This is a genomic window from Flavobacterium enshiense, assembly GCF_040750275.1.
Classification (GTDB): domain Bacteria; phylum Bacteroidota; class Bacteroidia; order Flavobacteriales; family Flavobacteriaceae; genus Flavobacterium; species Flavobacterium enshiense_B.
This window is the reverse complement of record NZ_JBDOCV010000005.1, coordinates 207,529-221,001: the sequence shown is the minus strand read 5'-3', so window position 1 is coordinate 221,001 and position 13,473 is coordinate 207,529. Positions and strand designations below refer to the sequence as shown.

At 39.3% G+C, this 13,473-nt stretch carries 13 protein-coding genes; 5 read left to right on the top strand and 8 right to left on the bottom strand.

All coding sequences use genetic code 11. The annotated features are described in order from the left end of the window. The first annotated feature begins 147 nt into the window (after window positions 1-147). The 4 genes from fabF to pyk all read left to right on the top strand — a co-directional run bounded on the left by fabF (window position 148) and on the right by pyk (window position 4,184). Entirely contained in the window at window positions 148-1,401 is a 1,254-nt protein-coding gene (fabF, locus tag ABGT15_RS10210) for a beta-ketoacyl-ACP synthase II (RefSeq protein ID WP_367231323.1), read from the top strand. Window positions 1,402-1,416: 15 nt separating this feature from the next. Continuing rightward, window positions 1,417-2,166 carry a ribonuclease III gene (gene rnc / locus ABGT15_RS10205; RefSeq protein ID WP_367231322.1) on the top strand — a complete coding sequence of 250 codons (750 nt, stop codon included), beginning with the start codon at window positions 1,417-1,419 and terminating at the stop codon, window positions 2,164-2,166. Window positions 2,167-2,263: 97 nt separating this feature from the next. Continuing rightward, entirely contained in the window at window positions 2,264-2,749 is a 486-nt protein-coding gene (locus ABGT15_RS10200) for an IPExxxVDY family protein (RefSeq protein ID WP_367231321.1), read from the top strand. Between the two features lie 4 nt (window positions 2,750-2,753). Continuing rightward, window positions 2,754-4,184 carry a pyruvate kinase gene (gene pyk, locus ABGT15_RS10195; RefSeq protein ID WP_367231320.1) on the top strand — a complete coding sequence of 477 codons (1,431 nt, stop codon included), beginning with the start codon at window positions 2,754-2,756 and terminating at the stop codon, window positions 4,182-4,184. A 57-nt stretch (window positions 4,185-4,241) separates the two neighbouring features. Here the strand turns inward: pyk and dinB are convergent, their stop codons facing one another. Both dinB and ABGT15_RS10185 read right to left on the bottom strand, forming a co-directional pair. After that, entirely contained in the window at window positions 4,242-5,324 is a 1,083-nt protein-coding gene (gene dinB / locus ABGT15_RS10190; RefSeq protein ID WP_367231319.1) for a DNA polymerase IV, read from the bottom strand. Window positions 5,325-5,333: 9 nt separating this feature from the next. Further along, window positions 5,334-7,358 carry a recombinase gene (locus ABGT15_RS10185; protein WP_367231318.1) on the bottom strand — a complete coding sequence of 675 codons (2,025 nt, stop codon included), beginning with the start codon at window positions 7,356-7,358 and terminating at the stop codon, window positions 5,334-5,336. Between the two features lie 89 nt (window positions 7,359-7,447). Here ABGT15_RS10185 and ABGT15_RS10180 point away from each other — a divergent pair, with 89 nt between their 5' ends. After that, the gene (locus tag ABGT15_RS10180; protein WP_367231317.1) at window positions 7,448-7,915 is read left to right on the top strand and encodes a CYTH domain-containing protein; all 468 of its coding nucleotides are present in this window, start codon (window positions 7,448-7,450) and stop codon (window positions 7,913-7,915) included. On the opposite strand, the gene ABGT15_RS10175 is transcribed toward ABGT15_RS10180, so the two are convergent. The 6 genes from ABGT15_RS10175 to ABGT15_RS10150 form a co-directional block, all read right to left on the bottom strand. Next, on the bottom strand, window positions 7,916-8,371 hold the full coding sequence (locus ABGT15_RS10175; protein ID WP_367231316.1) for a septal ring lytic transglycosylase RlpA family protein: 456 nt from the start codon (window positions 8,369-8,371) through the stop codon (window positions 7,916-7,918). Window positions 8,372-8,463: 92 nt separating this feature from the next. Next, the gene (locus tag ABGT15_RS10170; RefSeq protein WP_367231315.1) at window positions 8,464-8,889 is read right to left on the bottom strand and encodes a hypothetical protein; all 426 of its coding nucleotides are present in this window, start codon (window positions 8,887-8,889) and stop codon (window positions 8,464-8,466) included. A 94-nt stretch (window positions 8,890-8,983) separates the two neighbouring features. Continuing rightward, the gene (locus ABGT15_RS10165; protein WP_367231314.1) at window positions 8,984-11,176 is read right to left on the bottom strand and encodes a M12 family metallo-peptidase; all 2,193 of its coding nucleotides are present in this window, start codon (window positions 11,174-11,176) and stop codon (window positions 8,984-8,986) included. Between the two features lie 94 nt (window positions 11,177-11,270). Next, entirely contained in the window at window positions 11,271-11,930 is a 660-nt protein-coding gene (locus ABGT15_RS10160) for an aspartate kinase (RefSeq protein ID WP_367231313.1), read from the bottom strand. Between the two features lie 86 nt (window positions 11,931-12,016). After that, window positions 12,017-12,376, bottom strand: coding sequence for a YraN family protein (locus ABGT15_RS10155; protein ID WP_367231312.1), 360 nt, complete (start codon window positions 12,374-12,376; stop codon window positions 12,017-12,019). Further along, a complete protein-coding gene (locus ABGT15_RS10150) occupies window positions 12,377-13,273 on the bottom strand; it encodes a S66 peptidase family protein (protein ID WP_367231311.1) in 897 nt (298 codons plus the stop codon). Window positions 13,274-13,473 lie beyond the last annotated feature (200 nt).

Sequence of the window (13,473 nt, the reverse complement as noted above, 5' to 3'; positions counted from 1 at the left end):
TTTTTTCACCTGCTTTTTTCGATTTAAAAGTAAAAATACTGATTGGGAACAATCAAAGACAATAAAACTAATTACCCATGTTTCCTTTACAGCATAAGAAAGTAACATGGGTATTATTTGTTTCAATACAATTGTAAAAAATATAGTATGGCATTAAAGCGAGTTGTAGTAACAGGTTTAGGCGCGTTAACCCCGATTGGTAACAACATCCAGGAATATTGGGATGGTTTGATCAATGGGAGAAGCGGCGCTGCCCCAATAACATATTACGATACCGAAAAACACAAAACCAAATTTGCCTGCGAGGTAAAAGGCTTCAATATCGAAGACTATATGGATCGCAAGGAAGCTCGCCGTTTGGACAAATTTGCCCAATATGCCATCGCAGCCAGTGACGAAGCCATCAAAGATGCCGGAATTACTACTGACAATATTGACAAATACAGAGTTGGCGTTATTTGGGGAGCCGGAATCGGCGGTTTGGAAACTTTCCAGGAGGAAGTAATCAATTACGCCAAAGGAGACGGAACACCACGTTTCAATCCTTTCTTTATCCCGAAAATGATTGCCGATATCGCACCGGGTCACATTTCCATGCGAAATGGTTTTATGGGCCCTAACTACACTACTGTTTCAGCTTGTGCTTCGTCTGCCAATGCTTTGGTAGATGCTTTCAATTACATCCGTTTGGGTATGTGTGATGTGATTGTTTCCGGTGGTTCGGAAGCAGCCGTTACCATTGCCGGAATGGGCGGATTCAACTCCATGCAGGCTTTATCTACCCGAAACGACAGCCCGGAAACTGCTTCAAGACCTTTTGACGCAACTCGTGACGGTTTCGTTTTAGGCGAAGGTGCAGGTGCCTTGGTTTTAGAAGAATACGAGCACGCCAAAGCACGTGGTGCTAAAATATACTGTGAAGTTGGCGGTGGTGGTTTATCCTCCGATGCGTATCACTTAACAGCACCGCATCCGGAAGGAATTGGTGTAATTGCCGTGATGAAAAACTGTTTAAAAGATGCCGGCATGAACCCTGAAGATGTTGATCACATCAACACACACGGAACGTCAACCCCACTGGGAGACGTAGCGGAATTAAAAGCTATTAGCGCTGTGTTTGGCGATCATGCTAAAAACATCAATATCAATTCCACAAAATCCATGACCGGTCACTTGTTGGGAGCTGCAGGAGCCATTGAAGCGATTGCGTCTATTTTAGCGATGCAACACGGTATTGTTCCGCCAACCATCAACCATTCCGTGGTAGATGAAAATATTGATCCAAGCCTGAATCTTACTTTAAACCAGCCTCAAAAAAGAGAGGTAAACGTAGCCATGAGCAACACTTTTGGTTTTGGAGGCCACAACGCTTGTGTATTGTTCAAAAAATTAGATTCATAGCCCTATTCTTTTATCATGAAAAGAATCATCAAGAAAATATTTCAAAATTCCCGCTCTGCTGAAGACGGGATTTTTTTTGATGAACTACATAAAATATTAGGTTTCCAACCGCTTAACCTGATTCATTACAGAACTGCTTTTACGCATCGTTCCATGAACCTAACCGACGAAAAAGGCAATCCGCTTAACTATGAGCGTTTGGAGTTTTTAGGTGACGCCATGTTGGGTTCGGTTATTGCCGCTCATTTATTCAATGAAGTGCCTGCCGGTGACGAAGGGTATCTCACCAAAATGCGTTCGAAGATTGTTAGTCGCGATCATTTAAATGAGTTGGGAAAAGACCTAAACTTAATTAAACATGTGGAAAGTAAAGTCTCGACACAACATTTCGGGGAAAACATACACGGTAATCTTTTTGAAGCTTTAATCGGAGCCATCTATCTGGACAAAGGATTTGCCTATTGTGAAAAATTCATTTACAAAAAAGTAATTGGCCCTTATGTGGATATTCCAAAACTGGAAGGTAAAGTCATCAGTTATAAAAGCTTAGTGATTGAATGGTGTCAGAAAGAGAAAAAAACTTTTCATTATGACGTTTTTGAAGACAACGGGAATGAAGGCGTTAAATATTTTGGCGTTAAACTGAAAATAGACAATAAAATTGTTGCCCGCGCCCGTGCCACTTCGAAGAAAAAAGCAGAAGAAAAGGCTTCACAACGCGCCTATTTCGCCTTTCAGGAGAAAATGAATACCCGAAACAGCTGATTCCAAACAATATTGGCTTACTAAATTATCGTTAACAACACTATTTGCAGTTTTTTTCAAGGTTTTATGTAGTATATTTACATATCAATACCAAAAAATGGCCATTATCAAATTACAGATTGACGACTTCATTTCGGTCGATTATGAACTGATCGCCATCCACTCCTCATTAGAAGATTATCGCTTGGCGTATTGTATCAATCAGAAGTTGGGGGTCTCGTTTGAAAAAAGCGAAAAGGACATCGGCATTCAAATCCCCGAAGGAAAAAGCCATTTCACACGATTCATTTTTGACGATGAAGAGCACGAATTGTACTGGAATCTGATTCCGAACAAAACCAAAATCATTACCCGTCAAACCCAATCGCCTTCTCTTTTTGAGCAAACGGAACTGGACATTGCCACCAACATATACCTGCTTCCCGAGATGAAAAAGGTAGATTACCTGATAAAAATTGAACAGGTGGATGATTTTTTTGATGCCGACAAACTCGTGGATGAACTCCTGAGTATCAAACAAATCACTACCGCTTATAAAATTGAACTAAACAAACTGAAATCGAAAAATAATTTAATATTCTGATACAATGCCAACTAGAAAAAAGACGAAGATTGTAGCGACACTTGGCCCTGCATGCAGCACGAAAGAAGTAATAAAAGACATGATTGATGCAGGTGTAAACGTTTTTAGAATAAACTTTTCCCATGCCGATTATACCGATGTGCAGGAGCGCATCGACATTATCAGAAACCTGAACGATGAATTCGGATACACTACCTCTATTTTGGCGGATTTGCAAGGTCCGAAATTGCGTGTAGGCGTAATGAAAGAAGATGTAGTGGTAAGCAAGGGAGACACTATCACCTTTACTACCAAAGAAGATATTTTAGGCACTGCCGAAAAAGTATACATGAATTACAAAGAGTTCCCGAAAGACGTTGAAGCCGGGGAACGCATTCTATTAGACGACGGAAAACTGATTTTCGAAGTCGTAAAAACCGATAAAAAAACAGAGGTTGAAGCCGTTGTCATTCAGGGTGGCCCATTGAAATCCAAAAAAGGGGTTAACCTCCCCAACACTAGGGTTTCCTTACCGGCCTTAACCGAAAAAGACATTCGCGACGCCCTTTTTGCCATTAAAGCCGATGTAGACTGGATTGCCCTTTCTTTCGTTAGAACTCCGGAAGACTTGAAGGATTTGCGTGATTTGATCAATGCCAATTCCGATCATAAAATTCCAATCGTTGCTAAAATTGAAAAACCGGAAGCCGTGGAAAACATCGATAAAATTGTAGCGTATTGCGACGGTTTGATGGTAGCCCGAGGCGATTTGGGGGTGGAAATTCCGGCTCAGGAAGTCCCATTAATCCAGAAAAAACTGGTGCACCGTGCCAAAACCGCAAGAATCCCGGTTATTATTGCTACCCAAATGATGGAAACCATGATTACCAGTTTAACGCCCACCCGCGCGGAGGTGAACGACGTGGCGAATTCCGTGATGGACGGTGCCGACGCCGTGATGCTTTCGGGAGAAACTTCCGTTGGAAATTATCCGGTACAGGTTATTGAAAAAATGACACAAATCATCGAAGCGGTAGAGGATTCTCCGCTGATTCAGGTACCGCAAAACCAACCACAAATCAAAACCAACCGTTACATCACCAAAAACATCTGTTATCACGGTGCTACTTTGGCCAACGACATCAATGCTAAAGCCATTACAACGCTTACCAACAGCGGTTACACGGCTTTTCAGGTTTCGGCTTGGCGTCCGCATGCGCATGTTTTGGTATTTACCTCGAACAAAAGGATATTAACCCAGTTAAATTTACTTTGGGGTGTAAACGCCTTTTTATATGACAAGTTTGTCAGCACCGATGATACCATCGACGATATCAACGCTATTTGCAAAGAGAAAGGATTTGTACAACCTGGCGATTTGTTGGTAAACCTTGCTGCCATGCCGGTTACGGCTAAAGGGATGGTGAATACGCTCAGAATTTCTGAAATAGAATAATTTCGATATTGATTATAAGACAAATCCGTTGGTAAGACACTGACGGATTTTTCATTTTTAAAACTCAAACTTCAACTGTACCACCACCGCTTTTTTGGTTTCCGTATTCAAATTGTGCAACGAAATACCCAATAAGCGTACAGAATCTTTCATTTTTTCCTGATATAATAATTCTTTGGCCGTTTCAAAGATGAGACTCTTATCGGAAATAAAATACGGCAGGGTCTTGCTTCGGGTTTGCAGCGTAAAATCAGAATATTTTATTTTTAAGGTGACGGTCTTTCCGGCTATTTTACTTTTCTGAAGACGACGTTCCAGTTCTTTGGCAATGTTTTCCAGACGTTCTTCCATAAAAATCTCGGAGGACAAATTCACATTGAAAGTCCGTTCAGCTCCTACCGACTTTAATGTACGATTGGGCTTCACTTTACTGTAACTGATCCCTCGGGCCAGATTGTAAAACGATTTGCCGCTGTTACCGAAATGCTGTTCCAGATATTCCAGCGATTTATTTTTCAAATCGGCTCCGGTAAAAATTCCGAGTTGGTACATCCGTTCGGCAGTTACTTTCCCCACGCCGTAAAATTTCTTAACATCAAGCACCTCCAAAAACGGTTCGATTTCATCGGGATTGACGGTTTTCTGTCCGTTGGGTTTGTTGAAATCCGAAGCAATTTTCGCGACAAATTTATTGACGGAAATGCCTGCCGAAGCCGTAAGCCCGACTTCTTCAAAAATACGTTTTCGAATTTCCTGTGCTATTAAGGTGGCACTTGGATTGCCTTTTTTGTTTTCCGTGACATCCAGATAGGCTTCATCCAAGGAAAGCGGTTCGACCAAATCCGTGTAGTCCAGAAATATCTTGCGAATTTTTTTCGAAATTTCTTTGTAACGGTCGAAACGCGGTCGGACAAAAATGAGTTCCGGGCAGAGTTTCTTTGCCATATAACCACTCATAGCACTGCGTACCCCGAATTTTCGAGCCTCATAACTCGCCGCCGAAACCACACCGCGGACTTCATTCCCACCAACGGCCAAGGGTTTTCCTTTAAGCAACGGATTGTCCAGCTGCTCCACCGAAGCATAAAAAGCATCCATGTCGACGTGAATAATTTTACGGTATTGCGGTTCGGACTCCATCTTTCAAAGTTACTTTTCTTTTACGGGAAAGAAAAACGCTGACGGTTGCTTTTTAAAATAGGCTAAAACGGATTTGTTCAAAAAACGGATTTCTGAAAAAGGAATGTTCCGGGAACGAAGTGCCAAAGACAATGACAATGAAAAACTTACAATAAAATTCACAAAACCAATTACCCCTATGCCTGCTATTCCCCAAAACAACATCCAGTTTGAAATCTGAAAATCATGCCCGTATAATCCCAAAGCCAAGTTACCACTCACAAACGTAATGTGACGTATATCCAAGTCCAAACCAATAAAAGCACCAATTGAAGCAGTACTTCCCATGAAAACCCCAAACCAGAAATTGGAGATAACACCCGGCCAGTTATTTTCAATCCAATTGGCTAATCTTTTGGTTTTTTCCACACCGAAAGTCATCTTTAAAAAAGGGTGTTCCTGAATTCGGTAATATACCTGATGGTGCTTGTTGCGGTTGGAAACACTGCCCGATATGATTCCAGACAAAAAAAGAAAAACCCCGGCAATAGCAGCATGAAAAATGGCTGGTGAATCCACCGGACTGATGTCTGTGATCAATTTATGCCATTTGGATTCGGCTATATTATACTGAAAGATTAAATCGATAAGCCAGATTCCGAGTAGGGAAACCGGAAAAGCCACAAAGACATTCCCTACAAAAGCAATGAACTGAGAACGGAACAACCGGGCAAAAAGTTGGGCAAATGAACTGTGCTTTTCGCCATTTTTATTAGGCCGTTTCATCCCGTCTTCTAAGGTTTTGGCAATTGTAGTTGCCGTCATGGCAGGCTGTTTCGTGGCTAAGGCAAAACCCAAAAGGAAAATGGCAATGAATCCGAAAGCGTAATTCATACTGTACAAAAAGGCATGCCCGAAATAACTGGTATCGATTTTACCCAAAAGCACCTTAAAAATACACAAAAAGCCAACCACCAATCCGGCTCCCATGGCCGCTTTAAGCATCTGAAAGTATTCTTTAGCCGTTTCAGTAATATAATGTTCTCCTGTTTTTGCCGTATGTTGTGTAATCTCATACGAAAGCAGTTGCGTGCTTTCATTTATCAGTTTTCCAACGTTGTTTTTGAAACAATTGTACTTAATCAGCTTTAAAGCCAATTGAATCGAATTATCCATTTTGTCTGCTTCTTTGTTAACAAGCAATAAAGGAGCGATCACTTTCAATCGGTACAATTGTTGCCGAATACGAAGCAGACTTTGATTCACTTTTAGTGAAATCCCATACTTGGAACTGTTGGCAAAAGCTTTTTCCACATATTCCTCACATTGTTTATGCAGGATCAGGAACTGCCTGTAATGCAAGTTATCTGATGCGAGATGAAGATGCTTTCGAACCTCTTTCTCCATCTGAAGAAATTCTTTTTCCATCGCCACAAAAGGACTATCGAAAGCATCGTATTCCGGCACCATTTTTATAACATCACTCTCCATGGCGCGTCCGCTCATGCGTTGGGAAAGCAGTGCCATGGCATTTAAAATTTCGGAAATGGGAGATAAATCTCGGGTAGTAACAAACAGATCTGAAAAATGCAGCATTTCAAAAAGACGGCAAAGTTCTTCTTTGGGAATTTTGTTTACCCAAATCGTATCGGTATCCAGAAAGAAAACCTGATTCAGTACATATTCCAGCGTATCCTTATCCGGTTGATACGGCAAAAGTTTAGCAATCAGTCTTTTTTTAACTTCGTACAGAAAATCGGCATCTTTCAAAATACCGGCATCCGAAAGCATCCGACTGAACTTTCTCTCGGAAAAAATATGCTTCAGATAGTGGATTAAAAGGCCTTTTTCTATCGGATTTTCAGCAAGGAACAACAACAATTGTTCGATGGAAACGACACCTTCTTTTGGGTTTACCGGACGTAAAAATTGAACTAAATCTATCAGGAAATCCAAATTGTCCGATGCGGAATAAACTCCGTTAGCAAAATAGTTCTCAAATAACCCGGCTATATGTTGTGTGGATTTTCTTCTTCTTCCTAAATTCATACTCATGGCTTTGACATTACACGAACGTTAAAAATACGATTTGAGCGGTTTATTTTTCTTAACTTGCTCCTAAATTATATCTATTTCTTTACAAAATGCAGGAAATCGAGCGAAAATTTCTAGTCGTTTCAGATGATTTTATCCGTGAAGCGCACAAACAAAACAGGATTGTTCAGGGCTATTTAAATTCCGATCCGGAACGAACTGTAAGAATCCGAATCAAAGGAAACCAAGGGTTTTTAACGATTAAAGGAAAAAGTAACCACTCCGGGACTTCGCGTTTGGAATGGGAGAAAGAAATCACGGTGGCTGAAGCCGAAATATTATTGCCTTTATGTGAGAAAGGAAGTATTGATAAAATACGCTATGAAATCCCTTTAGGTGAACACACCTACGAGGTTGATGTTTTTTTTGGCGATAATGAAGGCTTGGTAATGGCGGAAATCGAACTCTCGGAAGAAAACGAATCTTTTGAAAAACCCTACTGGTTAGGACAGGAAGTTACAAACGATGAGCGTTATTACAATGCTTATTTAAGCAAACATCCTTATAAAAACTGGTAGTTATTCTTTTACAACCTCCAGATCCACATTTAAGAATCCTCTCCCTTTGCCGTGCGTGATTTCCATAAAAGCTTTTTTGGTTAAATCGATTTCACGTCCTCTGGTGAATGGACCTCTGTCGGTTACGGTTACAATTACCGATTTTTTATTGACCGGATTGGTCACTTTCAATTTGGTACCAAAAGGCAGCTTTTTATGAGCGGCTGTAAATTTCTTATTATCAAAACGTTTGCCACTGGCGGTTTTCCTACCGTTAAATTTATCATGGTAATACGACGCGTGTACCGCTTTTTTATACGGACGGAACTTTAAGTTTAACCCTAACGAATCCTCCGCAATGGTATCGGTTACTTTGGTCTGTGTTTTTAGGTTAGCATGAATTTTTTCACTAGTAAAACTACTGGCAAAAAAGACAAACAGGAAAAGAAGTATAATTGGAGCAATAACTTTTTTCATCTTTTTTCTTTTTAAATGAATGTATCCAGTCAAGAAATATGCCACAAGATAAAAAATGCCCTAAAAGGGCATCTTTTTATTATCTGATTTTATTAATTAAACCAAAGATTCCATGGAATCATCGCCAACAAAAGGACTAAACCTATAAAGTAAAACAGCGCTATTTTAGTAAATTTTGCCTGATCCGTTTGTTGTTTTTTATGCGTCGACCATCCAACTGTAATTAAAGCAATGGCCAGAATATTCGTTAACGGGTGTTCTAAAGAAGTTTTTCGCAACAACGAATCGCTCATTTCTCCCAAAACGTCAAAACCCATAGGCGACACAAAATAAAGGATAAGCCCCAACAATAATTGAATATGGCAGAAAATCAAGGCAAATAAGGCTATTTTTCGGTCTTTGTCTGTAAATGCTTTTTTGGAAGTATACCCCAGTAAAGCATTGATCACCGCTACTACTAGAACTGTTAACGCTAAATAAGCTACGCCGGAATGGGCTTTCTGAATGATTTCGTACATACTTTTATTTTTGATAGATAAACAAATATAGAGAATTAAAAACAAATAACCCGTCAATTCAAAATTAACGGGTTACTTTTTCATCTAATTAATCTTACTGTTTGAAGACTTTGAAATTTACAACCTGATTCTCAACTTTCATTTTAAAGAAATAGGTTCCTGTTGCAAATGAAGAAAGATCAACGTTTGCATTTAAATCGTTTACTTTGTTTGTATACAACAATCTTCCTTCCACGTTATATACCATCACTTCTTCAATATTGTTACCGGATTTAATGGTTACAACACCATTAGTTGGATTCGGATAATATGAATAATCGATATAACTGTGTTCATCAACTCCTAAGGTTGGAAGACAGGCTGTTGTAGCTACCCAACCCTGATCGGTTACCCCTCCGTCTGAGAAGAAACGAATGGTTAGTGCTCCATCCGCAGCTGTTGACACAAATGGCCCCGGAATTGTATTACCCGTGTATCCGGCCGGATTGAAAGGTGTTGCTGCTGTACTTGAGCCATCATAAACATAAAGGAAATCATAATCCTGCTCCAACGCGAAACTTGTAAAAGTCAACTGCATTCTGTTGTTGGCTACATTCGGGATTAGCGTTCTTACAAAACTTTGATTGTCACCATAATTCCCTAATGCTCTTCCTGTATCAGAAAGGGTAATACCGTTACAGTAGTTGGCCGCTGTAAGGAAAATGTATTCTTTGGTTGTCGGAGTCAAACTGCCGCAATCCGGTTTTACACGGAATTTATAATAGGTGTTTGGCGAAAGTCCGGTTGCCACATAACTATTGGTCGTTACGGTATTCCAAACCGGGGTATTGCTGCTGAAAGGCAATACTGCTATCTGCCATGAATTTTCTGTTGTAACATCGTTCCAGGTTATGGTAGCATTGGTCGCTGCCACATCATAATTCACATCGATGGAAGCAACGCCATTTACACACAAATTAATACAGTCGGTGCTCAAACAAGTTCTTGAATTTACAAAATTCAAAATAGCGGCACTTGGCTGAGGACCAAAACCGTTTGTAAAACTAATTCCCACGCCACTCACCAAATGACAATAGCTCATAATGGAACCTTTAACGGATGTACTTGGAATAGTCGCCGGGGTGGTCATGCAAGAATAGCCTTCCGCACTCGATCCTAAAGCATAGGGAGCACAATTGTCAATAGCGGTATTGTTACCATTCCACGCGCAGGCATGAGTATGACGCGATCCGACATTATGTCCGAATTCGTGCGTAACAACCATAACTGTCCACGAATAGGTTGGTACGGTTGCATAACTCAAATTCACATCGGAATACACATAATTGTTCGCTGTACAAAGTCCACCGATTCCCATAGAAACACCTCCTAAACCTCCAGCATCTATCCCTACCAACTGTCCAACATCGCCATCGAATACCGGACGAACTTCCTTAAATTTATAAAGGTAATCACCTGAACTTGTGCCAATTCCTTCGTAAGGATCCTGTGTGGTCCAAATGTATGTTGATTTTAAAGACAGAGTGATTCCATCATTATTGTAAAGGGTTTGCATGTTGTTAAAAACGGAAGTCATCCAGTTCAAAGTATTGGTTGTACTACTACCGTTAGAAACAAAAAGATTGTTGTCAATTTCGAAATAAGTAGCCACACATTTCACACTTGATGGTGACTGTGCCTCGCGTAGTTGTTTTTCAAAATCAGCACTTACCTCATCTGAAGTGTGGCATTCTGCATCATTTACCACCTTCATCTTCTGATCTTCATAAATGATATAGTCGGACGTATTTCCGGTCACATCGATTTTACCGATTACAAGATTACTTAATTCTGAACTGGACACTATGGCATTTAATTCACCATTAAAAAAATTAAAGGACACCAACGAAGTATTATCCCCTTCAATGATTCCTTTATAATAAACACCTGGAGTATAGGCAATGTTTTTTTGCTTATCCGTATCAGCATGAAAGCCTTCCGCAAAAATATTTGCTTTGAACAACAATAACTTGAGAGTTTGGTTGTGATAGGGAATTTCAACGCTGATGGTTTCCTTTGGGTTCGAAACCAATGCATTTACAGCCGCAACATCAATGGTTGCCAGTTGTGCATGATCAACAGTTTTTGAAATGTTTGCATTAGGATTTTGTGAACTGGCCACTAATGGGACAACCTTAAAAAATTCGGTTTTAGCGGCATTCAGTTCTTGTATTCTATGCCCGATCTTATGCTGACCAAAGGCGCAAACACAACAAAAAAATGCTAAAATTTGGGTTAGTTTTTTCATTTTTTAGTTAGATTTTAGTTTTCCCAAAATTAACTATTTTTTTAAAAAACCAACCCCTTTATTATTAAAATTGTAATTTTTCCGCCAAATTCAATTAAGTATTTTTCAAGTCTTTAATAACTTTAAATGCCTGATCCACCTGCTCTTCACTAACTATAACCGTGAATTCAAAATTAGTGGAAATTACCTCACAGATATTAATCCCTTCCCAAGCCAAACGCTGAAAAACATAATAGAAAAGTCCCGGTACGCTTACGTTGTCTTTTGGAAGTTTTACCGTTACCGACGCTAAATTTTCCACTTTGTGAATCCATCTTTCATCAGCAAAATGCTTATCCATCAAATGACTTACTGAATCACTTACTATAATATTGGTTTCATTAACCCCTCTGGAAGACGTATAAAAAACATCCGGAAAATGACTGATTTCTGAAATAAATTCTGCCTGTCTGTTCAACACTTTCGGATTAATGGTAAAATTGTAATCCACTAAAGAAGAACGAACCGTAATTTCACCTAAATTCTTAAGTATTTTTTCTACTTTATGGTTTAACCGGAATTCCAATTCTTCCGAAAGTCGCTTTAAAGCCATTACAATTGCTCCTTGCTTAACCTCTTTGTCCATTTCGTGTTCCAATTCAGCCTGAATTACTCTGGCCAACGATGTAAGGTTCACAATGCCTAAAGAGAGTCCGTTTAACAGGAAAGGCTTGTTTTTAATATAATTTTCAACTACAGAAGAAATTGTTTTCATAGCAGAACGTATTGATAATATTAAGTTGTGTTTTAAAAATTTGGGCAATTTAAAATAAAAAACAATATGTTATAGTTATAACAATGTTAAAAATGATAAAATGCATCTTGAAGATGTTCAATTTCGAAATTGGTTGCGTCTTTTTTTACTGCAATGATGTCAAATCGTATGTTAAAATTAAGGTTCTTCCTATTAACATACTCATCCACAGCCTTTACCAATAATTTAATTTTTTTCGGATTAACAAAATCCTGTGGGTTACCAAAATCTAAATTAGAACGCGTTTTTACTTCTACTATTGCCAGTATGCCATTTTTTTTAGCAATTATATCTATTTCAGCTTTTTGAAAACTCCAATTTCGATCAAGAATCTGATAGCCTTCTTTTGTGAGAAAATCGGCAGCCATATCTTCCCCCAACTTCCCTAAATCATTGTGTTCCGCCATTTATTTGAACTCTAAAATGACTTCATCCGCTTTTACTTCAAACTCCACTTCCTGACCTAAAATCAAGGTACGATTGTCTTTCTGGTGTCCGGAAGGAAAATAAAAACATACCGGAATATTATATTCTCTGGCAATTTCAGTAATAATGCCCACCTCATTCTGCCCGAAAGGAATCTCATTATCGTGCATATCGGCCATGCTTCCAACTATTAGGCCTTCCAACTTTTTAAAATAACCGTTTCGCTTCAGATTTTGCATCATACGGTCGATATGGTATAAATATTCATCAAGATCTTCAATAAACAGCACCTTACCTTTCGTATCCAAAGACGATTCGGAACCCAACAAACTGTACAAAATAGAAAGATTACCCCCAACAAGCTGCCCTTTGGCTTTTCCCTGCAATTCGTATCCTTTGGCTTCCACAACGTATTTCAGTTTTTCACCAAACAAAGCCTTGCGCAAAGTTTCTTTTACCTCTTCCGGAGCTTTGGGCACGGTAAACGGCATGATAGAATGCAAAGACGCAATGCCCATCGTATTCAAATGACTGTGCAGTACCGTCACATCACTGAAGCCCATAATCCATTTAGGATGCTTTTTAAATTTGGCAAAATCCAGACGATCGATGATTCGAACTGTTCCGTAGCCACCACGGGCACACCAAATGGCTTTAATATTATCGTCGTCAAGCATCTCCTGTAAATCAGCAGCACGTTCCGCATCGGTACCGCCCAACTGACAGCTGTCCAAACCAATGGTCTTCCCTAACTTTACTTCCAGCCCCCATGATTTCAGCAAATCGATAGCAGGCTGAGCTTCTTCCGGAAAAAATTTTCTTGCGGTACAAACTAAAGCGACCGTATCGCCTTTTTTAAGATAAGGTGGAATTTTCATACGTTTTTGAGAATATCCCTCAAAGCTAAAGATAAATAGAATAGTCGCCAACAATATTTTAAAAAATACGATTTTCATAAGCTTCCAAACTCAATTTATCATCATTCTATTTTTACAGAATAAATTTAACAACTTTATTTTTAACTTTTTGTATAATTTTTGATTAGAAACAAATCCTTACTTTTGAAAAAACTCAAAAC